This window comes from Streptomyces bauhiniae, assembly GCF_004784475.1.
Lineage (GTDB): Bacteria > Actinomycetota > Actinomycetes > Streptomycetales > Streptomycetaceae > Streptomyces > Streptomyces seoulensis.
In genome coordinates this window covers 164505-191499 of sequence record NZ_SRRT01000001.1, presented here as the reverse complement: position 1 = coordinate 191499, position 26995 = coordinate 164505, and the positions used below count along the sequence as shown (strand labels likewise).

At 66.2% G+C, this 26995-nt stretch carries 32 protein-coding genes; all 32 read right to left on the bottom strand.

The features are described from left to right. Positions 1-46: 46 nt before the first annotated feature. A complete protein-coding gene (locus E5083_RS01000; protein ID WP_135783687.1) occupies positions 47-712 on the bottom strand; it encodes an adenylate kinase in 666 nt (221 codons plus the stop codon). Beyond that, entirely contained in the window at positions 712-2025 is a 1314-nt protein-coding gene (secY, locus tag E5083_RS00995) for a preprotein translocase subunit SecY (RefSeq protein WP_135783686.1), read from the bottom strand. The genes E5083_RS01000 and secY overlap by 1 nt, the downstream gene beginning before the upstream one ends. Before the next feature lie 201 nt (positions 2026-2226). Continuing rightward, a complete protein-coding gene (gene rplO, locus E5083_RS00990; RefSeq protein WP_031180865.1) occupies positions 2227-2682 on the bottom strand; it encodes a 50S ribosomal protein L15 in 456 nt (151 codons plus the stop codon). A gap of 2 nt (positions 2683-2684) precedes the next feature. Further along, positions 2685-2867, bottom strand: coding sequence for a 50S ribosomal protein L30 (gene rpmD, locus E5083_RS00985; protein WP_003974250.1), 183 nt, complete (start codon positions 2865-2867; stop codon positions 2685-2687). Beyond that, complete coding sequence (rpsE, locus tag E5083_RS00980; protein WP_007494753.1) at positions 2867-3472, bottom strand: 30S ribosomal protein S5; 606 nt, start codon at positions 3470-3472, stop codon at positions 2867-2869. The genes rpmD and rpsE overlap by 1 nt, the downstream gene beginning before the upstream one ends. Positions 3473-3513: 41 nt before the next feature. Further along, positions 3514-3897, bottom strand: a complete 384-nt coding sequence (gene rplR, locus E5083_RS00975) for a 50S ribosomal protein L18 (RefSeq protein ID WP_030811697.1) — start codon at positions 3895-3897, stop codon at positions 3514-3516. A gap of 3 nt (positions 3898-3900) precedes the next feature. After that, positions 3901-4440 carry a 50S ribosomal protein L6 gene (gene rplF, locus E5083_RS00970; protein ID WP_030811694.1) on the bottom strand — a complete coding sequence of 180 codons (540 nt, stop codon included), beginning with the start codon at positions 4438-4440 and terminating at the stop codon, positions 3901-3903. Positions 4441-4464: 24 nt separating this feature from the next. Beyond that, positions 4465-4863 (bottom strand): 30S ribosomal protein S8, encoded by a 399-nt coding sequence (rpsH, locus tag E5083_RS00965; protein ID WP_030811690.1) that lies wholly within the window; start codon positions 4861-4863, stop codon positions 4465-4467. 212 nt (positions 4864-5075) lie between these two features. Beyond that, positions 5076-5261, bottom strand: coding sequence for a type Z 30S ribosomal protein S14 (locus E5083_RS00955; protein WP_003948630.1), 186 nt, complete (start codon positions 5259-5261; stop codon positions 5076-5078). A gap of 5 nt (positions 5262-5266) precedes the next feature. Then, positions 5267-5824 (bottom strand): 50S ribosomal protein L5, encoded by a 558-nt coding sequence (gene rplE / locus E5083_RS00950; RefSeq protein WP_007494758.1) that lies wholly within the window; start codon positions 5822-5824, stop codon positions 5267-5269. Beyond that, complete coding sequence (gene rplX / locus E5083_RS00945) at positions 5824-6147, bottom strand: 50S ribosomal protein L24 (protein ID WP_018543913.1); 324 nt, start codon at positions 6145-6147, stop codon at positions 5824-5826. The genes rplE and rplX overlap by 1 nt, the downstream gene beginning before the upstream one ends. A gap of 2 nt (positions 6148-6149) precedes the next feature. Continuing rightward, positions 6150-6518: a 50S ribosomal protein L14 gene (gene rplN / locus E5083_RS00940; protein ID WP_003992364.1), complete on the bottom strand. Its 369-nt coding sequence runs from the start codon at positions 6516-6518 to the stop codon at positions 6150-6152. A 110-nt stretch (positions 6519-6628) separates the two neighbouring features. Beyond that, positions 6629-6913, bottom strand: coding sequence for a 30S ribosomal protein S17 (gene rpsQ, locus E5083_RS00935; protein WP_030811683.1), 285 nt, complete (start codon positions 6911-6913; stop codon positions 6629-6631). Beyond that, positions 6910-7134 (bottom strand): 50S ribosomal protein L29, encoded by a 225-nt coding sequence (rpmC, locus tag E5083_RS00930; RefSeq protein ID WP_007494763.1) that lies wholly within the window; start codon positions 7132-7134, stop codon positions 6910-6912. Before rpmC ends, rpsQ begins: the two co-directional genes overlap by 4 nt. After that, positions 7134-7553: a 50S ribosomal protein L16 gene (gene rplP / locus E5083_RS00925; RefSeq protein WP_030811678.1), complete on the bottom strand. Its 420-nt coding sequence runs from the start codon at positions 7551-7553 to the stop codon at positions 7134-7136. The genes rpmC and rplP overlap by 1 nt, the downstream gene beginning before the upstream one ends. Before the next feature lie 5 nt (positions 7554-7558). Then, the gene (gene rpsC, locus E5083_RS00920) at positions 7559-8389 is read right to left on the bottom strand and encodes a 30S ribosomal protein S3 (protein WP_030811675.1); all 831 of its coding nucleotides are present in this window, start codon (positions 8387-8389) and stop codon (positions 7559-7561) included. Further along, positions 8389-8736, bottom strand: coding sequence for a 50S ribosomal protein L22 (gene rplV, locus E5083_RS00915; protein WP_003974262.1), 348 nt, complete (start codon positions 8734-8736; stop codon positions 8389-8391). The genes rpsC and rplV overlap by 1 nt, the downstream gene beginning before the upstream one ends. A 44-nt stretch (positions 8737-8780) precedes the next feature. Continuing rightward, a complete protein-coding gene (gene rpsS, locus E5083_RS00910) occupies positions 8781-9062 on the bottom strand; it encodes a 30S ribosomal protein S19 (RefSeq protein ID WP_003948639.1) in 282 nt (93 codons plus the stop codon). Between the two features lie 12 nt (positions 9063-9074). Further along, positions 9075-9911 carry a 50S ribosomal protein L2 gene (gene rplB, locus E5083_RS00905; protein ID WP_030811669.1) on the bottom strand — a complete coding sequence of 279 codons (837 nt, stop codon included), beginning with the start codon at positions 9909-9911 and terminating at the stop codon, positions 9075-9077. A 40-nt stretch (positions 9912-9951) separates the two neighbouring features. Further along, positions 9952-10371: a 50S ribosomal protein L23 gene (gene rplW, locus E5083_RS00900; protein ID WP_030811665.1), complete on the bottom strand. Its 420-nt coding sequence runs from the start codon at positions 10369-10371 to the stop codon at positions 9952-9954. Further along, entirely contained in the window at positions 10371-11027 is a 657-nt protein-coding gene (rplD, locus tag E5083_RS00895) for a 50S ribosomal protein L4 (protein ID WP_030811662.1), read from the bottom strand. The genes rplW and rplD overlap by 1 nt, the downstream gene beginning before the upstream one ends. Positions 11028-11032: 5 nt before the next feature. Next, on the bottom strand, positions 11033-11677 hold the full coding sequence (gene rplC, locus E5083_RS00890) for a 50S ribosomal protein L3 (RefSeq protein ID WP_030811658.1): 645 nt from the start codon (positions 11675-11677) through the stop codon (positions 11033-11035). Between the two features lie 17 nt (positions 11678-11694). Further along, the gene (rpsJ, locus tag E5083_RS00885; protein ID WP_003948644.1) at positions 11695-12003 is read right to left on the bottom strand and encodes a 30S ribosomal protein S10; all 309 of its coding nucleotides are present in this window, start codon (positions 12001-12003) and stop codon (positions 11695-11697) included. 513 nt (positions 12004-12516) lie between these two features. Then, complete coding sequence (gene tuf / locus E5083_RS00880) at positions 12517-13710, bottom strand: elongation factor Tu (RefSeq protein WP_030811655.1); 1194 nt, start codon at positions 13708-13710, stop codon at positions 12517-12519. 142 nt (positions 13711-13852) lie between these two features. Then, positions 13853-15979: an elongation factor G gene (fusA, locus tag E5083_RS00875; RefSeq protein ID WP_135783685.1), complete on the bottom strand. Its 2127-nt coding sequence runs from the start codon at positions 15977-15979 to the stop codon at positions 13853-13855. A 39-nt stretch (positions 15980-16018) separates the two neighbouring features. Then, entirely contained in the window at positions 16019-16489 is a 471-nt protein-coding gene (gene rpsG / locus E5083_RS00870) for a 30S ribosomal protein S7 (RefSeq protein WP_003992340.1), read from the bottom strand. A 2-nt stretch (positions 16490-16491) separates the two neighbouring features. After that, positions 16492-16863 carry a 30S ribosomal protein S12 gene (gene rpsL, locus E5083_RS00865; RefSeq protein WP_003948652.1) on the bottom strand — a complete coding sequence of 124 codons (372 nt, stop codon included), beginning with the start codon at positions 16861-16863 and terminating at the stop codon, positions 16492-16494. A gap of 348 nt (positions 16864-17211) precedes the next feature. Beyond that, positions 17212-17673: a DUF1707 and DUF4190 domain-containing protein gene (locus tag E5083_RS00860; protein ID WP_135783684.1), complete on the bottom strand. Its 462-nt coding sequence runs from the start codon at positions 17671-17673 to the stop codon at positions 17212-17214. A 256-nt stretch (positions 17674-17929) separates the two neighbouring features. Continuing rightward, a complete protein-coding gene (locus E5083_RS00855) occupies positions 17930-21829 on the bottom strand; it encodes a DNA-directed RNA polymerase subunit beta' (RefSeq protein WP_135783683.1) in 3900 nt (1299 codons plus the stop codon). Positions 21830-21926: 97 nt separating this feature from the next. Further along, positions 21927-25412 carry a DNA-directed RNA polymerase subunit beta gene (rpoB, locus tag E5083_RS00850; RefSeq protein ID WP_135783682.1) on the bottom strand — a complete coding sequence of 1162 codons (3486 nt, stop codon included), beginning with the start codon at positions 25410-25412 and terminating at the stop codon, positions 21927-21929. A 517-nt stretch (positions 25413-25929) separates the two neighbouring features. Then, positions 25930-26313, bottom strand: coding sequence for a 50S ribosomal protein L7/L12 (rplL, locus tag E5083_RS00845; protein ID WP_031180872.1), 384 nt, complete (start codon positions 26311-26313; stop codon positions 25930-25932). 116 nt (positions 26314-26429) lie between these two features. Further along, positions 26430-26960, bottom strand: a complete 531-nt coding sequence (gene rplJ, locus E5083_RS00840; protein WP_086689993.1) for a 50S ribosomal protein L10 — start codon at positions 26958-26960, stop codon at positions 26430-26432. Between the last annotated feature and the right edge of the window lie 35 nt (positions 26961-26995).

Sequence of the window (26995 nt, the reverse complement as noted above, 5' to 3'; positions counted from 1 at the left end):
CCGCGGCGCCCTGGTCGGGCACCGCGGCCGGGAAGGACCGGGGGTCTTACTCGCTGCCGGCCTTCTCGCGCTTGAGAGCCTCCAGCGCCCGCTTGGTGATCTCGTCCACCGGGCCCAGCGAGGAGATCGTCACGACGAGCCCCTGCGCCTTGTAGTAGTCGATGATCGGCTCGGTCTGCGTGTGGTAGACCTCGAGCCGCTTGCGGACGGTGTCCTCGGAGTCGTCGTCGCGCTGGTACAGCTCGCCGCCGCAGACGTCGCAGACGCCCTCCTTCTTCGGCGGGCTGTACGTCACGTGGAAGACGTGCGAGGAGTCGTTGCGGCAGATGCGCCGGCCGGCGATCCGCTTGACGACCTCTTCCTCCGGGACCTCCAGGTCCAGGACGGCGTCCAGCTTGATGCCCTCGCCCTGCAGCAGCTCGTCCAGCGCCTCGGCCTGGGAGACGTTGCGCGGGAAGCCGTCGAGCAGGAAGCCGTTCTCGGCGTCCGGCTGCTCCATGCGGTCCTTGGCCATGGCGATGGTGACCTCGTCCGGGACGAGGTTCCCCGCGTCCATGTAGGACTTGGCCAGCTTGCCCAGCTCCGTCTGCCGAGAGATGTTGGCGCGGAACAGGTCGCCCGTGGAGATGTGCGGTACGCCCAGCTTCTCGGCGAGACGGACGGCTTGCGTTCCCTTACCGGCACCCGGCGGCCCGACGAGGACGATACGCATCAGCGGAGGAACCCTTCGTAATTGCGCTGCTGGAGCTGGCTCTCGATCTGCTTCACCGTCTCAAGACCGACACCCACGATGATCAGGATGCTGGTCCCGCCGAAGGGGAAGTTCTGACTTGCTCCGAAGCCCACCAACGCCATCGTCGGTACGAGAGCGATCAGACCCAGATACAGCGAGCCCGGCCAGGTGATCCGGTTGAGTACGTAACTCAGGTACTCAGCGGTCGGCCGGCCTGCCCGGATACCCGGAATGAAGCCACCATACTTCTTCATGTTGTCGGCGACTTCCTCGGGGTTGAAGGAGATCGCCACGTAGAAGAACGCGAAGAACACGATGAGAAGGAAGTACAGCGAGATGTAGATCGGGTGGTCGCCCTTGGTCAGGTTCGCCGTGATCCAGCGCTTCCAGCCCGAGTCGCCGCCGGCGAACTGCGCGATCAGCGCCGGGATGTAGAGCAGCGACGAGGCGAAGATGACCGGGATCACACCGGCCTGGTTGACCTTCAGCGGGATGTACGTCGACGTACCCCCGTAGGACCGGCGGCCGATCATGCGCTTCGCGTACTGCACCGGGATGCGGCGCTGGGCCTGCTCCACGAAGACGACGAGCGCGACCATGACCAGGCCGACCAGGATGACGGTGCCGAACTCGATCCAGCCGCCGGCCAGCGTGCCCTGCTTCTTGATGGCCCACAGCGCGGACGGGAAGGTCGCGGCGATCGAGATGAACATCAGGATCGACATGCCGTTGCCGATGCCGCGGTCGGTGATCAGCTCACCGAGCCACATCACCAGCGCCGTACCGGCGGTCATGCAGATCACCATGGTGATCGTGGTGAAGATCGCCTGGTCCGGGACGATGTTCCCGGCGACCGTGCAGCCGCTGAACAGCGCGCCGCTGCGGGCGGTGGCCACCAGGCCGGTGCCCTGCAGGATGGCGAGCGCCACGGTCAGATAGCGGGTGTACTGCGTGATCTTCGCGGTGCCGGACTGACCCTCCTTCTTGAGGGCCTCCAGCCGCGGGATCACCACGGTGAGGAGCTGAAGGATGATGCTCGCCGTGATGTACGGCATGATGCCGAGGGCGAAGATCGTGATCTGGAGCAGCGCTCCACCACTGAACATGTTGACCAGACCGAACAGGCCCTGGTTGCCGGAGGCCTCGGTCACGCAGGTCTGGACGGCCTTGTAATTGACGCCGGGGATCGGGATGTGGGTACCGACCCGGTAGACCACGATGATGCCCAGCGTGAAGAGCAGCTTCTTGCGCAGGTCGGGCGTCCTGAACGCCCGGGCGAACGCGGTGAGCACGGTGCCTCCTGCGACCCCCGCGCAACTGCGTCAAGGGTGACGGTCTAGAGGTTCGACGAATAAGTGGAAGGGAACAGCGCTGGCCACCTTACCGGCGACACCGCCCCCCTAGGAACGACCAACCGGGGATACCCCATTGTGGGGTATCCCCGGTCGGGATCGTCTACGTCATCGAGTGACCTTGAGGGACCCGTGAGGGCCTCAGACCAGCTCGGTGACCGTACCGCCGGCAGCGGTGATCTTCTCCTTGGCGGAACCGGAGACGGCGTCGACCGTCACCTGCAGCGCCACGGAGATCTCGCCCTGGCCCAGGACCTTGACGAGGCTGTTCTTGCGAACGGCACCCTTGGCCACCAGACCCTCGACGGTGACCTCGCCACCCTCGGGGTAGAGCGCGGCCAGCTTCTCGAGGTTCACGACCTGGAACTCGGTCTTGAACGGGTTCTTGAAGCCCTTGAGCTTCGGGAGACGCATGTGGAGGGGCATCTGGCCACCCTCGAAGCGCTCCGGAACCTGGTAACGGGCCTTCGTGCCCTTGGTACCACGACCGGCCGTCTTACCCTTCGACGCCTCACCACGACCGACACGGGTCTTCGCGGTCTTGGCGCCGGGGGCCGGACGGAGGTTGTGGATCTTGAGCGGGTTCTGCTCCGCCATGATCAGTCGACCTCCTCGACCGTCACGAGGTGGCGGACGGTGTGCACCATGCCGCGGAACTCGGGGCGGTCCTCCTTGACGACCTGCGTGTTGATCCCCTTGAGACCAAGGGAACGCAGGGTGTCACGGTGGTTCTGCTTGCTGCCGATGTAGGACTTGACCTGCGTGATCTTGAGCTGCGCCATTACGCACCAGCCCCGGCACGCGCACGCAGCAGAGCCGCGGGGGCGACGTCCTCGAGCGGCAGACCGCGGCGGGCCGCGACCTCCTCGGGACGCTGCAGGCCCTTGAGGGCCGCCACGGTGGCGTGCACGATGTTGATCGCGTTGTCGGAGCCCAGGGACTTCGACAGGATGTCGTGGATACCGGCGCACTCGAGCACGGCACGCACCGGACCACCGGCGATAACACCGGTACCCGGGGACGCGGGCTTGAGCAGCACGACGCCGGCAGCCTTCTCACCCTGGATGGGGTGCGGGATGGTGCCCTGGATACGGGGGACCTTGAAGAAGTGCTTCTTGGCCTCCTCAACACCCTTGGCGATGGCGGCCGGCACCTCCTTGGCCTTGCCGTAACCGACACCCACGGTGCCGTCACCGTCGCCCACCACGACCAGCGCGGTGAAGCTGAAGCGACGACCACCCTTCACAACCTTGGCGACACGGTTGATCGCGACAACGCGCTCAACGTAAGCGGTCTTCTCGGCGGCGGCTGCGCCGCCGTCACGGCCCTTCCGGTCCCGCCGCTCGCCGCCACCGGCACCGCCACCGCGGCGCTGGGGTCCAGCCATTGGAATTACCTCTCTCTGTTTCCGCTAGCTACGGAACCGGATCAGAACTTCAGTCCGGCTTCGCGGGCGGCGTCCGCCAGGGCGGCGATGCGCCCGGCGTACTGGTTGCCACCACGGTCGAACACGACAGCCTCGACGCCGGCGGCCTTGGCACGCTCGGCGACCAGGGCGCCGACCTGCTTGGCCTGCGCGGACTTGTCGCCCTCGCCGCTCCGGACCGACGCGTCCAGCGTGGACGCGGAGGCCAGGGTGTGGCCCTTGAGGTCGTCGATCACCTGCGCCACGATGTGACGGTTGGAGCGGGTCACGACCAGACGCGGACGCTCCGCCGTACCGGAGATGTTCTTGCGAATCCGGATGTGGCGGCGCTTGATCGCGGCGCGCTTGTAGGCGTCGCCCTTGAGGATCTTCTGTCCGTATGCCATGGCTTACTTACCCGCCTTTCCGACCTTGCGGCGGATGACTTCGCCCTCGTACTTGACACCCTTGGCCTTGTACGGGTCGGGCTTGCGCAGCTTGCGGATGTTGGCCGCAACCTCGCCGACCTTCTGCTTGTCGATGCCCTCGACCTGGAAGCGGGTCGGGCTCTCCACCTTGAAGGTGATGCCCTCGGGCGCCTCGACGACGATCGGGTGGCTGTAGCCGAGCGCGAACTCGAGGTTCGAGCCCTTGGCCGTGACGCGGTAACCGACACCGCTGATCTCGAGCTTCTTCACGTAACCCTGGGTCACGCCGGTGATCATGTTCGCCACCAGCGTGCGGGACAGGCCGTGCAGGGCCTTGTTCTGACGCTCGTCGTTGGGACGGGTCACCGCGAGGGTGCCGTCCTCATCCCTGACGATGTCGATCGGCGCGACGACGGTGTGGGTCAGCGAGCCCTTGGGGCCCTTGACCGCGACCGTACGGCCGTCGATGGTGACGTCCACGCCGGCGGGAACCGTGATGGGGAGCTTGCCAATACGCGACATAGCTGTTTCCTCCGTTCCCTTCCGTTACCAGACGTAGGCGAGGACTTCCCCACCCACGCCCTTCTTGCCGGCCTGCTTGTCGGTGAGGAGACCGTGCGACGTGGAGATGATCGCCACGCCCAGGCCGCCGAGCACCTTCGGCAGGTTGGTGGACTTCGCGTAAACCCGGAGACCGGGCTTGGAGATGCGCTTGATCCCCGCGATGGAGCGCTCACGGTTGGGGCCGAACTTCAGCTCCAGGACGAGGTTCTTGCCGACCTCGGCGTCCTCGACCTTCCAGCCCGTGATGAAGCCCTCCTGCTGGAGGATCTCCGCGATGTGAGACTTGATCTTCGAGGACGGCATCGTCACGGAGTCGTGGTATGCCGAGTTCGCGTTCCGCAGACGCGTAAGCATGTCTGCGATCGGATCAGTCATGGTCATGAATTGGCCTTCGGCCTCTCTCGCCGGGGTTTCCTGGTGCGCCATCCCTCTCCCCGATCCGGGACGGGACGGGTGCGGCGCGGTGGACCTACGGCGTAGTAAGTCGTACGGGCGCGACAGACGCCCGACCCCGCAAGCCTACGGCATGTGGGGGCGGGCCCCTGTCGGCCCAGTTGCTTACCGAGAGCTTCAGGAATCCCTGTTTAAGGGGATTACCAGGAGCTCTTGGTCACGCCCGGCAGCTCGCCACGGTGAGCCATCTCACGAAGGCACACGCGGCAGAGGCCGAACTTGCGGTACACGGAGTGCGGACGGCCGCAGCGCTGGCAGCGCGTGTAGCCACGCACACCGAACTTGGGCTTGCGAGCAGCCTTAGCGATAAGAGCCTTCTTCGCCATCTCGCTCACGCCTCCTTGAACGGGAAGCCGAGGTGACGAAGGAGCGCGCGGCCCTCAGCGTCGTTGGTCGCCGTGGTGACCACGGTGATGTCCATACCCCGGACGCGGTCGATCTTGTCCTGGTCGATCTCGTGGAACATGACCTGCTCCGTGAGACCGAAGGTGTAGTTGCCACGGCCGTCGAACTGCTTGGGGGACAGGCCGCGGAAGTCGCGGATGCGCGGAAGCGCCAGCGACAGGGTGCGGTCCAGGAACTCCCACATGCGGTCGCCACGGAGCGTGACGTGGGCACCGATCGGCTGACCCTCGCGCAGCTTGAACTGCGCGATGGACTTGCGGGCCTTGGTGACGGCCGGCTTCTGACCGGTGATCGTGGTGAGGTCGCGGATGGCGCCCTCGATCAGCTTGGAGTCGCGGGCGGCGTCGCCCACACCCATGTTGACCACGATCTTGACGAGGCCGGGGATCTGCATGACGTTCTCGTACTTGAACTCGTCACGCAGCTTGCCCGCGATCTCCTCGCGGTACTTCGTCTTCAGACGCGGAGTGGTGGTGGTAGCCATCAGATGTCCTCACCCGTCCGCTTGGCAACGCGGATCTTGTTGCCTTCGTCGTCGAAGCGGTAGCCGACACGCGTGACGACCTTGTTGCCATCCTTCTCAACGACCAACTGGACGTTGGAGACGTGGATGGGCGCCTCGGTCGTGACGATGCCGCCCGCCTGCGAACCGCTGGCGGTGGGGCCGGCCTTGGTGTGCTTCTTGACCCGGTTGACACCCTCGACCAGGACACGCTCGTCGCGCGGGTAAGCGGCAATGACCTTGCCCTGCTTGCCCTTGTCCTTACCGGTGATGACCTGGACCAGGTCGCCCTTCTTGATCTTCATGCTTACAGCACCTCCGGCGCGAGCGAGATGATCTTCATGAACTTCTTCTCGCGCAGCTCACGGCCGACGGGGCCGAAGATACGGGTGCCGCGAGGGTCGCCGTCGTTCTTGAGAATGACAGCGGCGTTCTCGTCGAAGCGGATGTACGAGCCGTCGGGACGGCGGCGCTCCTTGACGGTGCGAACGATGACCGCCTTGATGACGTCACCCTTCTTCACGTTGCCGCCGGGGATCGCGTCCTTGACGGTGGCGACGATGACGTCACCGATGCCCGCGTAGCGGCGACCGGAGCCACCGAGCACACGGATGCAAAGGATCTCCTTCGCACCAGTGTTGTCGGCGACACGCAGCCGCGACTCCTGCTGGATCACGTCTATCTCCTGTTTGTCTGCCGGTTCCCGGCCGGGGTCTCGTTCCTACGAAGAACGGGAACCCCGACCGAGCCTGGCGGAACTGTCCTGCGGGATTTGCCCCGCAGGAATTACTTGGCCTTCTCGAGGATCTCGACGATGCGCCAGCGCTTCGTCGAGGACAGCGGCCGGGTCTCCGCGAGGAGGACACGGTCGCCGACGCCGGCGGCGTTCTGCTCGTCGTGGGCCTTGAGCTTGTTCGTACGGCGGATGACCTTGCCGTACAGCGCGTGCTTCACGCGGTCCTCGACGGCGACGACGACGGTCTTGTCCATCTTGTCGCTGACGACGAGACCCTCACGGGTCTTGCGGAAGCCGCGGGCCTCTGCGTTCTCAGTCACGTTCTTCTCGCTCATGCGTTCTCCACCGTCTCGATGCCCAGCTCACGCTCGCGCATCAGGGTGTAGATCCGCGCGATGTCCTTGCGGACCGCCTTCAGACGGCCGTGGTTCTCGAGCTGACCAGTCGCCGCCTGGAAGCGGAGATTGAACAGCTCTTCCTTGGCCTCGCGGAGCTTCGCAAGAAGCTCCTCGTTGCCCAGCTCGCGCAGCTCGGACGCCTTGGTACCGGCCGACATCACGCTTCACCTGCCTCGCGCTTGACGATCCGGCACTTCATCGGCAGCTTGTGGGCCGCACGAGTGAGGGCCTCACGCGCAATCTTCTCGTTGGGGTACGACAGCTCGAACATGACGCGTCCGGGCTTGACGTTGGCGATCCACCACTCCGGGGAACCCTTACCGGAACCCATGCGGGTCTCGGCAGGCTTCTTGGTGAGGGGACGGTCCGGGTAGATGTTGATCCAGACCTTGCCGCCACGCTTGATGTGGCGGGTCATGGCGATACGAGCCGCTTCGATCTGACGGTTCGTCACATACGCCGGGGTCAGCGCCTGGATGCCGTACTCGCCGAACGCGACCTGCGTGCCACCCTTGGCCATACCACTGCGCTTCGGGTGGTGCTGCTTGCGGTGCTTGACCCTACGGGGGATCAGCATGACGGTCAGGCCTCCGTTCCGGTGCTCTCAGCCGGAGCGGCGGCAGCGGGAGCCTCGGCCTTGGGGGCCTCGGCGCCGGCAGCCTGCTGCGGCTTGCGACCGCGCCCACCACGCTCGCCACCACGGCCACCACGGGCCGGGCGGTCGGCGCCGCCACGGGCCGGGCGGTTACCCGCACGGGCCGCAGCGTTCTCGGCGCGGACCTCGGCGATGTTCTTGACGTCGCCCTTGTAGATCCAGACCTTCACGCCGATGCGGCCGAAGGTCGTCTTGGCCTCGAAGAAGCCGTAGTCCACGTTCGCGCGGAGCGTGTGCAGGGGCACACGGCCCTCGCGGTAGAACTCCGAGCGGGACATCTCGGCGCCACCGAGGCGGCCACCGCACTGGATCTTGATGCCCTTGGCGCCGGCCTTCATCGCCGACTGCATGCTCTTGCGCATGGCACGGCGGAAGGAGACACGCGAGGAAAGCTGCTCGGCGACGGCCTGGGCCACGAGCTGAGCATCCGTCTCGGGGTTCTTGACCTCGAGGATGTTGAGCTGGACCTGCTTGCCCGTCAGCTTCTCGAGCTGACCGCGGATCTTGTCGGCCTCCGCACCGCGGCGGCCGATGACGATGCCCGGACGCGCGGTGTGGATGTCGACGCGGACACGGTCACGGGTGCGCTCGATCTCCACCTTGGAGATGCCCGCGCGCTCCATGCCCTGCGTCAGCATGCGACGGATGGCCACGTCTTCCTTGACGTAGTCCTTGTAGAGCTTGTCGGCGTACCAACGCGACTTGAAGTCGGTCGTGACACCGAGCCGGAACCCGTGCGGGTTTACCTTCTGGCCCATTACCGGGTTCCTTCCTTGCTGCTGACGACCACGGTGATGTGGCTGGTCCGCTTGCGGATCCGGTAGGCACGGCCCTGGGCGCGCGGCCGGAACCGCTTCAGGGTCGGGCCCTCGTCGACGTAGGCCTCGGAAATGAAGAGGCTGTCGGCGTCGGTGTGGTCGTAGTTGTGCGCGGCGTTGGCGATGGCGCTGTCGAGCACCTTGCCGACCGGCACGGAGGCTGCCTGCGGAGCGAATCGCAGAACAGCCTGAGCCTCCGTGGCATCCATGCCACGGATAAGGTCCACCACGCGGCGGGCCTTCATGGGCGTAACGCGGATGTACCGCGCCTGGGCCCTGGCTTCCATGGTTGTCCCTCTCAGTTACTTACGTGTCTGAATGCGATCCGCTACTAGCGGCGCTTCGACTTCCGGTCGTCCTTGACGTGGCCGCGGAAGGTGCGGGTCGGCGAGAACTCGCCGAGCTTGTGGCCGACCATCGACTCGGTGACGAACACCGGGATGTGGGTCTTGCCGTTGTGCACCGCGATCGTGTGGCCCAGCATCGCCGGGACGATCATCGAGCGACGGGACCAGGTCTTGATGACGTTCTTGGTGCCGGCTTCGTTCTGGACGTCCACCTTCTTGATCAGGTGGTCGTCGACGAAGGGCCCCTTCTTCAAGCTACGAGGCATCTCAACCCGTCCTTAGCGCTTCTTGTTCGTCTTGCGGCGGCGGACGATGTACTTGTTCGACGCCTTCTTGGGCGAACGAGTACGGCCTTCCTTCTTGCCCCACGGGGACACAGGGTGGCGACCACCGGAGGTCCGGCCCTCACCACCACCGTGCGGGTGGTCGACCGGGTTCATGACCACACCACGGACGGTCGGGCGAACGCCCAGCCACCGCTTACGGCCGGCCTTACCCCAGTTGATGTTGCTCTGCTCGGCGTTGCCGACCTCACCGACGGTGGCGCGGCAGCGCACGTCGACGAGACGGATCTCGCCGGACGGCATGCGGAGGTGGGCCATGGAGCCCTCCTTCGCAAGGAGCTGCACGGACGCACCGGCGGAGCGGGCGAACTTGGCACCGCCACCGGGACGGAGCTCGATCGCGTGGATCGTGGTACCGACCGGGATGTTGCGGAGCGCCAGGTTGTTGCCCGGCTTGATGTCGGCGCCCGGACCGTTCTCGACGCGGTCGCCCTGCTGCAGGTTGCGCGGGGCGAGGATGTAGCGCTTCTCGCCGTCCGCGTAGTGCAGCAGCGCGATGCGCGCGGTGCGGTTGGGGTCGTACTCGATGTGCGCGACCTTCGCCGGCACGCCGTCCTTGTCGTGACGACGGAAGTCGATCACTCGGTAGGCGCGCTTGTGTCCGCCACCCTGGTGGCGAACGGTCACACGACCGGCGTTGTTACGGCCGCCCTTGCTGTGCAGCGGGCGGACCAGCGACTTCTCCGGCGTGGACCGCGTGACCTCGACGAAGTCGGCGACGCTGGCGCCACGACGGCCCGGCGTAGTCGGCTTGTACTTGCGGATTCCCATTTCTCAGTCCTCGTCCGATATCGGACGATCCAGACCGCCGTCAGGCGGTCGGACCGCCGAAGATGTCGATACGGTCGCCCTCGGCGAGGGTCACGATCGCACGCTTGCTGCCGGCACGCTGACCGAAACCGGTCTTCGTGCGCTTGCGCTTGCCCTGGCGGTTGATCGTGTTGACCCCGGTGACCTTGACGTCGAAGACCGCCTGGACGGCCTGCTTGATCTGGGTCTTGTTGGCGTTCGGGGCGACGATGAACGTGTACTTGCCCTCGTCGAGGAGCGCGTAGCTCTTCTCCGAGACGACCGGCTTGAGCAGCACGTCACGGGGGTCCGTGAAGGACTTGCTCAGCGGGGTCTCGACGGTGTTCTTGCCCTCGGTGGCGTGACGCTTCGCCTTGGCGACGCGCGCGGCCTTGGCGGCCTTGGCGGCCTTCGAGGCGATGCTCGGGTGGCGCGTAGCCATCAGGCTTCGCTCCCTTCGGTGTCATTGGCCTTCGGGCCGGACACGAAGGACTCGAAAGCGGCCTGGGTGAAGACCACGTCGTCCGAGACGAGAACGTCGTACGTGTTCAGCTGGCCCGGCTCCAGGATGTGGACCTGGGGCAGGTTGCGCGCGGAAAGCAGCGCGGCCTCGTCGGAGCGCTCGATGACCAGGAGCACGTTCTTGCGCTCGCTGACCTTGCCGAGGAAGCTCTTCGCGGCCTTGGTGGAGGGGGTGTCGCCCTCGACCACGCCGGTGATGACGTGGATACGAGCGTTGCGGGCCCGGTCGGTGAGGGCGTGGCGCAGGGCCGCGGCCTTCATCTTCTTGGGGGTCCGCTGCGAGTAGTCACGCGGCGTGGGGCCGTGGACGACGCCACCGCCGGCGAACTGCGGCGCACGGGTCGAACCCTGGCGCGCGCGGCCGGTGCCCTTCTGGCGGTACGGCTTGCGGCCACCACCGCGGACCTCGCCACGACGCTTGACCTTGTGCGTGCCCTGACGGGCGGCGGCAAGCTGCGCGACGACGACCTGGTGAAGCAGCGGAACGCTGATCTTCTCGACGTCGAAGATCTCGGCCGGGAGCTCTACGGTCCCGGCGTTGTCGCCGGAGGGCGACAGAATGTCAATGGTGCTCATAGTCCTCAGGCCCCCTTGGCCGCGGTGCGGACCAGGACGAGGCCGCCGTTCGGACCAGGAACCGCGCCCTTGATGAGGAGCAGGCCCTTCTCCGCGTCAACGGCGTGAACGGTCAGGTTCTGGGTGGTGACCCGCTCGTTGCCCATGCGACCCGCCATGCGCATGCCCTTGAAGACACGACCGGGGGTGGCACAGCCACCGATGGAACCGGGCATGCGGTGCACACGGTGGGCACCGTGGGACGCCTTGCCACCCTTGAAGTTGTGGCGCTTCATGACACCGGCGAAGCCCTTGCCCTTGCTCTTCGCGGTGACGTCGACCTTGACGCCCGACTCGAAGACCTCGGCAGTGATCTCCTGGCCCAGCGTGTAGTCGCTGGCGTCGGAGGTGCGGAGCTCCACCAGGTGGCGGCGCGGGGTGACGTCGGCCTTGGCGAAGTGGCCCTTGAGGGGCTTGTTCACCTTGCGCGGGTCGATCTCGCCGAAGGCGATCTGGACCGACTCGTAGCCGTCGACGTCGTTCGTACGGACCTGGGTGACGACGTTGGGGCCGGCCTTGACGACGGTGACCGGAACAACACGGTTGTTCTCGTCCCACACCTGCGTCATGCCGAGCTTCTCGCCCAGGATGCCCTTGATCTGCTTAGCCATTCTCAGATCACCGATCCCTAGAGCTTGATCTCGATGTCGACACCGGCCGGGAGGTCGAGTCGCATCAGGGAGTCAACGGTCTTGGGCGTCGGGTCGAGGATGTCGATCAGGCGCTTGTGCGTGCGCATCTCGAAGTGCTCGCGCGAGTCCTTGTACTTGTGCGGCGACTTGATGACGCAGTACACGTTCTTCTCAGTGGGCAGCGGCACCGGGCCCGCGACCGACGCACCAGTGCGGGTCACCGTCTCGACGATCTTCTTCGCCGAGGAGTCGATGACCTCGTGGTCGTAGGCCTTGAGCCGGATGCGGATCTTCTGTCCCGCCATGGCTACTCAGTAGTCCTGTCTTCTCTCACGCTCTGGAACCCGGCAGTTTCACACTGCCTTCTCTCCGACCCACGCGGTCGGGCGTGTCGCACTTCCGCTAAAACAGATGCCCATCGCTGGAACATCCCTTCAGGGAATGCACACGGCCCTGCCGGTACCGCGGGCCGGGGGCGGAAGGCCCACCGGGCGCCTGGTCGGTGCTGCGCCCACGCTTCCCGGAAGATTCCCGTACGTCCAACCCCAGGGGGTTGACGAGTACTGTGGGACTCGCTTCCGGTCCTCCCGGCGGGAGGCGCGCAGCATCAACACTCGACCGAGCAACTCGGACAGTCTGCCACATGGCCCACCCCCCTGGCCAATCGAGCCGAGTAGATTACCCCGAGAGTGACGCAGGTCAAACCCATCGGGCTCATCGCCTGAGGCGAACATCACGCCGAAACAGCAAAGAGGCCCGCACGACATATGTCGTGCGGGCCTCTTCGGGTCGGTCAAGGACCCTCAAGCAAGGGGTGCTTACTTGACGATCTTGGTGACCTGGCCGGCGCCCACCGTGCGGCCACCCTCGCGGATGGCGAACTTCAGGCCCTCTTCCATGGCGACGGGCTGGATGAGCGAAACGGTCATCTCAGTGTTGTCGCCCGGCATGACCATCTCGGTGCCCTCGGGGAGGGTCACGACGCCGGTCACGTCCGTGGTGCGGAAGTAGAACTGCGGGCGGTAGTTGTTGAAGAACGGCGTGTGGCGGCCACCCTCGTCCTTGGACAGGATGTAGGCCTGGGCCTCGAACTCGGTGTGCGGGGTGACCGAACCGGGCTTGATGATGACCTGGCCGCGCTCGACGTCCTCGCGCTTGATGCCGCGGAGCAGCAGACCGACGTTCTCACCGGCCTGGCCCTCGTCGAGCAGCTTGCGGAACATCTCGATGCCGGTGACCGTGGTGGTGGTCTTCTCCGGCTTGATGCCCACGATGTCGACGGTCTCGTTGACCTTGAGGACACCACGCTCGATACGACCGGTGACGACGGTGCCACGACCGGTGATCGTGAAGACGTCCTCGATCGGCATCAGGAACGGCTTGTCGACGTCACGCTCGGGCTGCGGGATGTTCTCGTCCACGGCCTTCATGAGCTCGAGGACGGTGTTGCCCCACTCCTTGTCGCCCTCGAGCGCCTTGAGCGCCGAGACCTTGACGACCGGCAGGTCGTCGCCCGGGAACTCGTACTCGGAGAGGAGCTCACGGACCTCGAGCTCGACGAGCTCCAGGATCTCCTCGTCGTCCACCATGTCGGCCTTGTTCAGGGCGACGACGATGTACGGAACGCCGACCTGGCGGGCCAGGAGCACGTGCTCCTTGGTCTGCGGCATCGGGCCGTCGGTGGCGGCGACCACGAGGATCGCGCCGTCCATCTGCGCGGCACCGGTGATCATGTTCTTGATGTAGTCCGCGTGACCGGGGCAGTCGACGTGGGCGTAGTGACGCGTCTCGGTCTGGTACTCGACGTGCGCGATCGAGATCGTGATACCGCGCTGGCGCTCCTCGGGAGCCTTGTCGATCTGGTCGAAGGCCGAGGCCTCGTTCAGGTCCGGGTACGCGTCGTGCAGCACCTTGGTAATGGCGGCCGTGAGGGTCGTCTTACCGTGGTCGATGTGACCGATGGTGCCGATGTTGACGTGCGGCTTAGTCCGCTCGAACTTCGCCTTCGCCACTGGGTCCTCCTGTGGAGTGGTTCTGGTACGCCTTACTCATCGGCGCCAGGTGATCTTTGCTGGGATGCCGCCCGCCGGGGTCTTTCCGTGTGGTCCGACCCCGGCGTTCGGTGTCAAGCCTAAAGCGTGTAAACGGGGTGCGTTACTCGCCCTTGGCCTTCGCGATGATCTCCTCGGCGACGTTCCGGGGAACCTCGGCGTAGGAGTCGAACTGCATCGAGTAGCTTGCGCGACCCGAGGTCTTGCTGCGGAGGTCTCCGACGTAGCCGAACATCTCCGAGAGGGGCACGAGGCCCTTCACGACGCGGGCACCGGCCCGCTCCTCCATGGCCTGGATCTGGCCACGGCGGGAGTTGATGTCGCCGATGACCTCACCCATGTAGTCCTCGGGCGTGGTGACCTCGACGGCCATCATCGGCTCGAGGAGCACGGGCGAAGCCTTGCGCGCGGCCTCCTTGAAGGCCTGCGAACCGGCGATCTTGAAGGCGAGCTCGGAGGAGTCGACCTCGTGGTAGCCACCGTCGAGAAGAATGACGCGGACGCCCGTCATCTCGTAGCCGGCCAGGATGCCGAACTGCATGGCCTCCTGCGCACCGGCGTCCACCGAAGGGATGTACTCCTTCGGGATGCGGCCACCGGTGACCTTGTTCACGAACTCGTACGACGCGTCGCCGCCCTCGATGGGCTCGATCGCGATCTGCACCTTCGCGAACTGACCGGTACCACCGGTCTGCTTCTTGTGGGTGTAGTCGTGACGCTCGACGCCCTTGCGGATCGTCTCGCGGTACGCGACCTGCGGCTTGCCGACGTTGGCCTCGACCTTGAACTCACGGCGCATGCGGTCGACCAGCACCTCGAGGTGCAGCTCGCCCATACCGCCGATGATGGTCTGGCCGGTCTCCTCGTCCGAGTGGACCTGGAAGGAGGGGTCCTCCTCCGCGAGACGCTGGATGGCGACACCCAGCTTCTCCTGGTCACCCTTGGACTTGGGCTCGATGGCGACCTGGATGACCGGCGCCGGGAAGTCCATGGACTCCAGGATCACCGGGTTCTTGTCGTCGGACAGCGTCTCACCGGTGGTGGTCTGCTTCAGGCCCATGACGGCGACGATGTCGCCGGCGCCCACCGACTCGATCTCCTCACGCTTGTTGGCGTGCATGCGGTAGATCTTGCCGATGCGCTCCTTCTTGCCCTTGACGGAGTTCAGCACCGAGGTGCCGGACTCCAGGCGGCCCGAGTAGACCCGGACGAAGGTGAGCTTGCCCAGGTGCGGGTCGCTCATGATCTTGAACGCGAGCGCGGACAGCGGCTCGTCCTCGGACGGCTTGCGCTTGACGACGACCTCGGGGTCCTTGACGTCGTGGCCCTCGATGGCCTCGACGTCGAGCGGGGTCGGCAGGTAGCGCACGACCGCGTCGAGCAGGGGCTGGACGCCCTTGTTCTTGAACGCGGTACCGCAGAACACCGGGGTGACCGTGGTGCCGTCGGACTTGCCGGACGCGATGGTGATACGACGGATCGCGGCGTAGAGCTGCTCCTCGGTGGGCTCCTCGCCCTCCAGGTACAGCTCCATGATCTCTTCGTCGTTCTCCGCGACGGCCTCGACCAGCTTGGCGCGCCATTCCTCGGCGGCCTCGGTGTGCGTGGCCGGGATGTCGACGGTGTCGTACATCTCGCCCTTGGCGGCCTCGGCGGACCACACGAGCGCCTTCATGCGGACCAGGTCGATGACGCCCTTGAAGTCCGCCTCGGCACCGATCGGGAGCTGCATGACGAGCGGCTGGGCGCCCAGGCGGTCCGAGATCATGTCCACACAGCGGTGGAACTCGGCGCCGGTACGGTCCAGCTTGTTGACGAAGCAGATGCGCGGCACGCCGTAACGGTCGGCCTGACGCCACACCGTCTCGGACTGCGGCTCCACACCGGCGACACCGTCGAACACCGTCACGGCGCCGTCGAGCACGCGGAGCGAACGCTCCACCTCGACGGTGAAGTCGACGTGACCCGGGGTGTCGATGATGTTGATGGTGTAGTCACTGCCCTCGAGGGGCCAGTGGCAGGTGGTCGCAGCGGACGTGATCGTGATGCCACGCTCCTGCTCCTGCTCCATCCAGTCCATCGTGGCGGCGCCGTCGTGGACCTCACCGATCTTGTACGACACACCGGTGTAGAACAGGATCCGCTCGGTGGTGGTCGTCTTGCCCGCGTCGATGTGGGCCATGATCCCGATGTTGCGGACCTTGGCCAGGTCAAGTGAAGTGGTAGCCATAAGGCTTCGGTCTTCTCTCGGTCTCGATGTGGGTAGCGACTACCAGCGGTAGTGCGCGAAGGCCTTGTTGGACTCGGCCATCTTGTGCGTGTCCTCGCGCTTCTTGACGGCCGCACCGAGGCCGTTCGAAGCGTCGAGAAGCTCGTTGAGCAGACGCTCGGTCATCGTCTTCTCGCGACGGGCGCGGGAGTAACCGACGAGCCAGCGCAGCGCGAGCGTGTTGGCGCGACCGGGCTTGACCTCGATCGGCACCTGGTACGTCGCACCGCCGACGCGGCGGGACTTGACCTCGAGGGTCGGCTTGATGTTCTCCAGCGCGCGCTTCAGCGTGATGATCGGGTCGTTGCCCGTCTTCTCACGCAGACCCTCCATGGCGCCGTAGACGATGCGCTCGGCGGTGGAGCGCTTGCCGTTCAGCAGCACCTTGTTGATGAGGGAGGTCACCAGAGGAGAACCGTAGACCGGGTCGATGATGACCGGGCGCTTCGGGGCGGGGCCCTTACGAGGCATTCTTACTTCTCCTTCTTGGCGCCGTAGCGGCTGCGGGCCTGCTTGCGGTTCTTGACACCCTGGGTGTCGAGCGAACCGCGGATGATCTTGTAGCGAACACCCGGCAGGTCCTTCACACGGCCGCCGCGCACGAGCACGATGGAGTGCTCCTGCAGGTTGTGTCCCTCACCCGGGATGTAGGCCGTGACCTCGATGCCGCTGGTCAGACGCACACGCGCGACCTTACGCAGGGCCGAGTTCGGCTTCTTCGGGGTGGTCGTGAACACACGCGTGCAGACGCCACGACGCTGGGGCGAACCCTCGAGTGCGGGCGTCTTGTTCTTCTCGACCTTGTCCTGCCGGCCCTTACGGACCAGCTGCTGGATCGTAGGCACTACTTCTCCGGTTTCTGTGTGCCGAATGGTGAAGCTAACCTGGAACGACTTCCGACCCACGCGGTCGGGTGTGTCGAACCCGCGGACTCCCGCCGCAAAGGGAAGAGCGCGGATCTCGGTGGCCGCTGACGGCTCGCCGTGCGGTGAGTGGCACACACGGGAGCCAGGGCACACCCCAGGCACAAGGTCTGAGCGTACCTATCGCACGGACTTCGGTCAAAACAAATGCGAGGCGGCCCCCCGTGACGGACAGGGCATGTCAAGTCCCAACGCCGTCAACGATCTACGATTTCACGTAGCGCACACACCGCGCCACATCTCTGTCATCACCCTGCCGTCGTCCCGCCGTCAGTCCAGCACGTCCACCGCGATCAGCAGCAGCCAGAACAGCGCCCAGCCGCCGACGGACAGCCAGCCCAGAACGAGGCCGGTCAGAGCCAGTCCGTCGCCGTCCTCGCCGGTGCGGCGGATCTCCGCGCGGGCGGTGTGCCCGAGCACCACGGCCGGGATTCCGGTCAGCCCCGCGGTCAGCAGGCACAGCAGCCCGCACACCATGGACCCGACCGCCCTGCCGTTCTGCGCCGGCCGCGGTGTGGCCAGGAACACCTGCGGTACGGCCGCCACGGGCCCCGGATGCGGCGCCGGGCCCTGCGGCAGGTCGGCCACCACCAGGGCCAGCTCCCCCACCGTACGGGCCGCGTAGACCCGGCTCACGCGCCGGTCGAACTCGTCCTTCTCCAGCCGCCCTTCGGCGAACCCGGCGCGCAGCACGTCCACCGCCCGCTCCCGGTCCGCGTGCGAGGCCAGCATGAACGCCGCTCCCCCGCCCGGCCCTTGGGGCGGCGCCGGCCAGTACACGGGGTGCGGAGCCACGGGCCAGTTCTGCGGGCGCGGCGGCTGCCACGACGGCTGCGACGACGGCTGCGACACGGAGCACCTCCCGAACCCCCGACCGGGGTTCTTCCATGATGCGCCCAAATGTCCGCGGTGCGGGGGGAAACGCCGAAGGGCGGCACCCCCGTGAGGATGCCGCCCTTCAGTTCAAGCGTGCCTTGCGGCTGCTCGCCTACTGGTTGTACGGACCGTAGTCGTAGTCCTCCAGCGGAACGGCCTGGCCGGAGCCGGCGCCGAACGGCGAGTAGTCGATGTCGTCGTAGCCGACGGCCGAGTACATCGCGGCCTTGGCCTCCTCGGTCGGCTCGACCCGGATGTTGCGGTAGCGGGACAGACCCGTACCGGCCGGGATGAGCTTACCGATGATGACGTTCTCCTTGAGGCCGATCAGGGAGTCGGACTTGGCGTTGATCGCCGCGTCCGTCAGGACCCTGGTCGTCTCCTGGAAGGAGGCCGCGGACAGCCACGACTCCGTCGCCAGCGACGCCTTGGTGATACCCATGAGCTGCGGACGGCCGGAGGCCGGGTGTCCGTTCTCCTGGACCACACGACGGTTCTCGGTCTCGAACTTCGAGCGCTCGACCAGCTCGCCGGGCAGCAGCTCGGCGTCGCCGGACTCGATGATCGTCACCCGGCGGAGCATCTGCCGGATGATGATCTCGATGTGCTTGTCGTGGATCGACACACCCTGCGAGTTGTAGACCTTCTGGACCTCGCCGACCAGGTGGACCTGGACGGCACGCTGACCCAGGATGCGCAGCACGTCGTGCGGGTTGGTGGCACCCACGGTGAGCTGCTGGCCCACCTCGACGTGCTCGCCCTCGCGGACCAGGACCTTGGCGCGCTTGGAGATCGGGAACGCCGTCTCGTCGCTGCCGTCGTCCGGGGTCACGACGAGCTTCTTGGTCTTCTCGGTCTCCTCGATCCGCACGCGGCCGGAAGCCTCGGAGATCGGGGCGACACCCTTCGGGGTACGGGCCTCGAAGAGCTCGACCACACGGGGCAGACCCTGGGTGATGTCGTCACCGGCCACACCACCGGTGTGGAAGGTACGCATCGTCAACTGGGTACCGGGCTCACCGATGGACTGGGCGGCGATGATGCCGACCGCCTCACCGATGTCGACCAGCTTGCCGGTGGCCAGCGAACGGCCGTAGCACATCGCGCAGGTGCCGACGGCGGACTCGCAGGTCAGGACCGAGCGGGTCTTGACCTCCTCGACGCCGTGCTTGACCAGCTCGTCGATGAGCACGTCGCCCAGGTCGGTGCCGGCCGGGGCCAGCACCTTGCCGTCGACGACGATGTCCTCGGCGAGGCAGCGCGCGTACACGGACGTCTCGACGTTGTCCGCCTTGCGCAGCACACCGTCGGCGCCGCGCTCGGCGATCGACAGCTTGAGGCCGCGCTCGGTGCCGCAGTCCTCCTCGCGGATGATGACGTCCTGCGAGACGTCCACCAGACGACGGGTGAGGTAACCCGAGTCGGCGGTACGCAGGGCGGTGTCCGCCAGACCCTTACGGGCACCGTGCGTGGAGATGAAGTACTCCAGCACGGACAGGCCCTCACGGAAGGACGCCTTGATCGGACGCGGGATGGTCTCGTTCTTGGCGTTCGACACCAGACCACGCATACCGGCGATCTGCCGCATCTGCATCATGTTTCCTCGGGCACCCGAGTCAACCATCATGAAGATGGGGTTCGTCTTGGGGAAGTTCGCGTTCATCGCCTCGGCGACCTCGTTGGTCGCCTTGGTCCAGATCGCGATGAGTTCCTGCGTGCGCTCTTCCTTGGTGATCAGACCGCGCTCGTACTGCTTCTGGACCTTCTCGTCCTGCGCCTCGTAGCCCTTGACGATCTCCTTCTTCGCCTCGGGAACGACGACGTCGGAGATGGCCACGGTGACGCCGGAACGGGTCGCCCAGTAGAAGCCCGCCGCCTTCAGGTTGTCGAGCGTCGCCGCCACGATGACCTTGGGGTAGCGCTCGGCCAGGTCGTTGACGATCTCGGAGAGCTGCTTCTTGCCCACCGAGTAGTCGACGAACGGGTAGTCCTCGGGCAGCAGCTCGTTGAAGAGCGCGCGGCCCAGCGTGGTGCGCAGGCGGAACGAGTCCCCCTGCTGCCACTCGGGCTCGCCCTCCTCGCGCGCCGGCGGCGTCCAGCCACGCGGCGGGATGGTGCCCACCGGGAAGCGGATGTCGATCGGCGACTGCAGGGCCAGCTCGCCGGCGTCGAACGCCATGGTCGCCTCGGCCGTGGAGCCGAACGCGCGGCCCTCGCCCTTGGTGTCACGGAGTTCGCCGTCGGTGGTGAGGAAGAACAGACCGAGGACCATGTCCTGGGTCGGCATCGTCACCGGACGGCCGTCGGCGGGCTTGAGGATGTTGTTCGAGGACAGCATCAGGATGCGGGCCTCGGCCTGCGCCTCCGCGGAGAGCGGCAGGTGCACGGCCATCTGGTCACCGTCGAAGTCCGCGTTGAACGCGGTGCAGACGAGCGGGTGGATCTGGATGGCCTTGCCCTCGACGAGCTGCGGCTCGAAGGCCTGGATGCCGAGGCGGTGCAGGGTGGGAGCACGGTTCAGCAGCACCGGGTGCTCGGCGATGACCTCTTCGAGGACGTCGTACACGACCGTGCGGCCGCGCTCCACCATGCGCTTGGCGCTCTTGATGTTCTGCGCGTGGTTCAGGTCGACCAGGCGCTTCATCACGAACGGCTTGAACAGCTCCAGCGCCATCGCCTTGGGCAGACCGCACTGGTGCAGCTTGAGCTGCGGGCCGACGACGATGACGGAACGCGCCGAGTAGTCGACTCGCTTGCCGAGCAGGTTCTGACGGAAACGACCCTGCTTGCCCTTGAGCATGTCGCTCAGGGACTTCAGCGGGCGGTTGCCGGGACCGGTGACCGGGCGACCACGACGACCGTTGTCGAAGAGGGCGTCCACGGCCTCCTGGAGCATGCGCTTCTCGTTGTTCACGATGATCTCGGGCGCGCCGAGGTCGAGAAGCCGCTTCAGGCGGTTGTTGCGGTTGATGACACGGCGGTACAGGTCGTTCAGGTCGGAGGTCGCGAAGCGGCCACCGTCGAGCTGCACCATCGGACGCAGGTCCGGCGGGATGACCGGGACGCAGTCCAGGACCATGCCCTTGGGGCTGTTGGAGGTCTGCAGGAACGCGGAGACGACCTTGAGGCGCTTGAGCGCACGGGTCTTCTTCTGGCCCTTGCCGGTACGGATGATCTCGCGGAGGCGCTCGGCCTCCTCCTCCAGGTCGAAGGACTCCAGGCGCTTCTGCAGCGCCGCGGCACCCATCGAACCGTCGAAGTACGTGCCGAAGCGGTCACGCAGCTCGCGGTAGAGCAGCTCGTCGCCCTCGAGGTCCTGGACCTTGAGGTTCTTGAAGCGGTTCCACACCTCGTCGAGGCGGTCGATCTCGCGCTGCGCGCGGTCACGGAGCTGCTTCATCTCGCGCTCGGCGCCCTCGCGCACCTTGCGGCGCACGTCCGCCTTGGCGCCCTCGGCCTCCAGCTCGGCCAGGTCGGTCTCGAGCTTCTTGGCGCGGTTCTCCAGGTCGGAGTCGCGGCGGTTCTCGATCTGCTGACGCTCGACGGAGACGTGGGCCTCCAGCGACGGCAGGTCGCGCTGACGGCGCTCCTCGTCGACGTACGTGATCATGTACGCGGCGAAGTAGATGACCTTCTCGAGGTCCTTCGGGGCGAGGTCGAGCAGGTAGCCCAGCCGCGACGGAACGCCCTTGAAGTACCAGATGTGGGTGACGGGAGCGGCGAGCTCGATGTGGCCCATCCGCTCACGGCGCACCTTGGCGCGCGTGACCTCGACGCCACAGCGCTCACAGATGATGCCCTTGAAGCGGACACGCTTGTACTTGCCGCAGTAGCACTCCCAGTCCCGGGTCGGACCGAAGATCTTCTCGCAGAAGAGTCCGTCCTTCTCGGGCTTGAGGGTGCGGTAGTTGATGGTCTCGGGCTTCTTGACCTCGCCGTGGCTCCACTGGCGGATGTCGTCCGCGGTGGCCAGGCCGATCCGGAGCTCGTCGAAGAAGTTGACGTCGAGCACTATGCGTCAATCCCTCTCAGTGTCGTAAGTCTGTGGTCTGAAACGGGGGCCTGGGGGTCGGCGGGGTCCTCGGGGAGAGGACCCCGCCGGACTCCCGTCAGACCTCTTCGACGCTGCTCGGCTCGCGCCGGGACAGGTCGATGCCGAGCTCCTCCGCAGCGCGGAAGACGTCCTCGTCGGTGTCGCGCATCTCGATGGACATGCCGTCGCTGGACAGCACCTCCACGTTGAGGCAGAGCGACTGCATCTCCTTGATGAGCACCTTGAAGGACTCGGGGATGCCGGGCTCGGGGATGTTCTCGCCCTTGACGATGGCCTCGTAGACCTTCACGCGGCCGGTCACGTCGTCGGACTTGATGGTCAGCAGCTCCTGGAGGGCGTAGGCGGCGCCGTAAGCCTCCAGCGCCCACACCTCCATCTCACCGAAGCGCTGGCCACCGAACTGGGCCTTACCACCCAGCGGCTGCTGGGTGATCATCGAGTACGGACCGGTCGAGCGGGCGTGCAGCTTGTCGTCGACCAGGTGGTGGAGCTTGAGGATGTACATGTACCCGATGGAGATCGGGTCCGGGAACGGCTCACCGGAGCGGCCGTCGAACAGCCGGGCCTTGCCGGTCGGCTGCACCATCCGCTCGCCGTCCCGGTTCGGGATGGTGTGCTGCAGCAGACCCGCCAGCTCGTCCTCGCGCGCGCCGTCGAACACCGGGGTGGCGACGTTGGTGCCGGGGTCGACCTGGTCGGCGCCGATCACCTGCAGGCGCTCGGCCCAGTCCTCCGCGAGGCCGGAGACGTCCCAGCCGCGGCTGGCGAGCCAGCCGAGGTGGATCTCCAGGACCTGTCCCGGGTTCATTCGGGACGGGACACCCAGCGGGTTGAGGATGATGTCGACCGGGGTGCCGTCCTCCAGGAACGGCATGTCCTCGATCGGCAGGATCTTGGAGATGACGCCCTTGTTGCCGTGGCGGCCGGCGAGCTTGTCACCGTCGGTGATCTTGCGCTTCTGCGCGACGTAGACGCGGACGAGCTGGTTGACGCCCGGCGGCAGCTCGTCGCCCTCCTCGCGGTCGAAGACGCGGACACCGATGATCTTGCCGGTCTCGCCGTGCGGCACCTTCAGGGAGGTGTCGCGGACCTCGCGGGCCTTCTCACCGAAGATCGCGCGCAGCAGGCGCTCCTCCGGCGTCAGCTCGGTCTCACCCTTGGGCGTGACCTTGCCGACGAGGATGTCGCCCGCGGTGACCTCGGCGCCGATGCGGATGATGCCGCGCTCGTCGAGGTCGGCCAGGACCTCCTCGGAGACGTTCGGGATGTCCCGGGTGATCTCCTCGGGGCCGAGCTTGGTGTCACGGGCGTCGACCTCGTGCTCCTCGATGTGGATCGAGGAGAGGACGTCGTCCTGCACGAGGCGCTGCGACAGGATGATCGCGTCCTCGTAGTTGTGACCCTCCCACGGCATGAACGCCACGAGCAGGTTCTTGCCCAGGGCCATCTCGCCGTTCTCGGTGGCCGGACCGTCGGCCAGGACCTGGCCTTCGATGATCCGGTCGCCCTCGTTGACGATGACCTTCTGGTTGACCGACGTGCCCTGGTTGGAGCGCGAGAACTTGTGCAGGCGGTACGTGATGTACGTGCCGTCGTCGTTGGCGGTGGTGACGTAGTCCGCGGAGACCTCCTGGACCACACCCGCCTTCTCGGCCTTGACCACGTCGCCGGCGTCGACGGCGGAGCGGTACTCCATGCCGGTGCCGACGAGCGGGGCCTCGCTCTTGATGAGCGGCACGGCCTGGCGCATCATGTTCGCGCCCATGAGGGCACGGTTGGCGTCGTCGTGCTCGAGGAACGGGATCATCGCGGTGGCGACGGACACCATCTGGCGCGGCGACACGTCCATGTAGTCGACGTCGTCACCGGGGACGTAGTCGACCTCTCCGCCACGACGGCGGACCAGGACGCGGGCCTCCTCGAACCGCATGTCGTCGTTGAGCGTGGCGTTGGCCTGCGCGATGACGAAGCGGTCCTCCTCGTCGGCGGTCAGGTAGTCCACCTCGTCGGTGACCTGGCCGTCGACGACCTTGCGGTACGGGGTCTCGACGAAACCGAACGCGTTGACCCGGCCGTAGGAGGCGAGCGAGCCGATCAGACCGATGTTCGGGCCTTCGGGCGTCTCGATCGGGCACATGCGGCCGTAGTGCGAGGGGTGCACGTCACGGACCTCGAAGCCGGCCCGCTCACGGGAGAGACCACCCGGACCAAGAGCCGACAGACGGCGCTTGTGGGTGAGACCCGACAGCGGGTTGTTCTGGTCCATGAACTGCGAGAGCTGGCTGGTGCCGAAGAACTCCTTGATGGAGGCGACGACCGGCCGGATGTTGATCAGGGTCTGCGGCGTGATCGCCTCGACGTCCTGAGTGGTCATGCGCTCGCGCACGACCCGCTCCATACGGGCGAGACCCGTACGGACCTGGTTCTGGATCAGCTCACCGACGCTGCGCAGGCGGCGGTTGCCGAAGTGGTCGATGTCGTCGGTCTCGACGACGATCGACTGGCCGCTGTCGCCGACCGTCTCGGTCTCACCGGCGTGCAGCTTGACCAGGTACTTGATCGTCGAGATGACGTCCTCGGTGGTGAGCACACCCGCGTTGAGCGGGGCGTCGGCGCCGAGCTTCTTGTTCACCTTGTAGCGGCCGACCTTGGCGAGGTCGTAGCGCTTGGGGTTGAAGTAGAGGTTCTCGAGCAGCGTCTGCGCGGCCTCACGGGTCGGCGGCTCGCCCGGACGCAGCTTGCGGTAGATGTCGAGCAGCGCGTCGTCCTGGCCCTGGGTGTGGTCCTTCTCCAGGGTGGCGCGCATGGACTCGTACTCGCCGAACTCCTCGAGGATCTGCTCGGTCGTCCAGCCGAGCGCCTTGAGCAGAACGGTGACCGACTGCTTGCGCTTGCGGTCGATGCGGACACCGACCATGTCGCGCTTGTCGATCTCCATCTCCAGCCAGGCACCCCGGGACGGGATGATCTTGGCGGAGAAGATGTCCTTGTCGGACGTCTTGTCGATGGAGGAGTCGAAGTAGACACCCGGCGAGCGGACGAGCTGCGACACCACGACACGCTCGGTGCCGTTGATGACGAAGGTGCCCTTGTTCGTCATGAGCGGGAAGTCGCCCATGAAGACGGTCTGGGACTTGATCTCGCCGGTCTCGTTGTTGGTGAACTCGGCGGTGACGAAGAGCGGCGCGGCGTACGTGAAGTCGCGGTCCTTGCACTCGTCGATGGAGTTCTTCGGCGGCTCGAAGCGGTGGTCGCGGAACGTCAGCGACATCGACCCGGAGAAGTCCTCGATCGGGGAGATCTCCTCGAAGATCTCCTCCAGACCGGACTTGGTGGGAACGTCCTGACCGTTCTCGAGAGCCTTCTCGACGCGAGCCTTCCAGGCGTCGTTGCCGAGCAGCCAGTCGAAGCTCTCGGTCTGGAGCGCAAGAAGGTTCGGAACCTCGAGGGGCTCCTTGATCTTTGCAAAGGAGATGCGCAGCGGGGCGGTGCTGGCGCCGTTGTTCGTATTCGCGGTCGAGGCAGTGCGCGAGGCGGCCAAGAGGGGGTCCTTCCGAGGGCTCGGACTCACTACGCGCGTACCGGTCCCTCTCTCAGTGAGGGCAGACCCCTGGTGACGGGCAGGGGACAGCTAACAGGCAGCGCAAAGGGTCAGTGTAGCCACTTGGCACACTGATGTCCAGTCCCGGTTTCGGAGACCCTCGTTTTTCTCAACGCCCTCGTTCTTCGACGCCCTCGGCCTGTTGCCCTCGACGCAGGATGATCCTGCCCTCTTCGCCGTCGATCCATGCCTCGGATTCGGATCGTTGTGACGACGCGTCCTGAGAATTGCGCGCTGCGTGCGGTTCGTCAAGGCCCCCCAGCCGGAACGGGGCCTTCCGGAGACACAACGAAGATCACCATACCCCTCGCCACGACGAGTGCAAGGCAACCGTGGTCCCCCTGCGGATACGCCGAAGAGCGACCACCCGGATGGATGATCGCTCTTCGGTGCGTTCGCGTTACAGCCTCAGAAGGCCGCGGTCACGCGTGCGAGGTTCGCGGAACCCCGTGAGGTGTTACTTGACCTCGACGGAGGCGCCGGCGGCCTTGAGGGACTCGGCAGCCTTCTCCGCGGCCTCCTTGGTGACCTTCTCGAGGACCGGCTTCGGGGTGCCGTCGACGAGGTCCTTGGCCTCCTTCAGACCCAGGGAGGTCAGCTCGCGCACGACCTTGATGACCTGGATCTTCTTCTCGCCGGCGCCGGTGAGGACGACGTCGAACTCGTCCTGCTCCTCGGCAGCCTCGGCCGGGGCGCCGGGGGCGGCCGGGCCGGCCACGGCGACCGCGGCGGCGGCGGTGACGTCGAACTTCTCCTCGAAGGCCTTCACGAACTCGGAGAGCTCGATGAGGGTCATCTCCTCGAACTGGGCAAGCAGCTCGTCCTGGGTGAGCTTCGCCATGATGGCGGTCCTTCCACTCGATCGGCGGGTGCCGTATGTACTGGATGTGGCGGGCGTACGTCGGCCCGCTGCGACCCCGGCCGCCTCATGCGGCGAGGGTCAGAAAGCGAGCCGAATTACTCGGCACCGCCCTGCTCGGCCTGCTTGGCACGGAGCGCGTCCACGGTGCGGACGAGCTTCGAGGGCAGCGCCTGGAAGAGCTGAGCAGCCTGGGACTGCTTGCCCTTGAAGGCACCGGCCAGCTTGCTGAGCAGAACCTCGCGGGACTCGAGGTCCGCAAGCTTCTTGATCTCGTCGGCGGACAGCGCCTTGCCGTCAAGGACACCGCCCTTGATGACGAGATTCGGGTTGTCCTTGGCGAAGTCACGGAGACCCTTCGCCGACTCCACCGGGTCACCGGTGACGAAGGCGACAGCCGTCGGACCGTTGAACAGGTCGTCCAGCGTGGTGATCCCGGCCTCGTTGGCCGCAATCTTGGTCAGCGTGTTCTTCACCACGGCGTACTTGGCGTTCTCACCGAGCGACCGGCGCAGGGTCTTGACCTGCGCCACGGTGAGACCGCGGTACTCGGTAAGCACGGCAGCGGTGGAGTTGCGGAACGCTTCCGTCAACTCGGACACTGCGGCAGCCTTGTCGGGCCTCGCCATAGAGCCTCGGCCTCCTTCCGGGTGATTCTGACCGC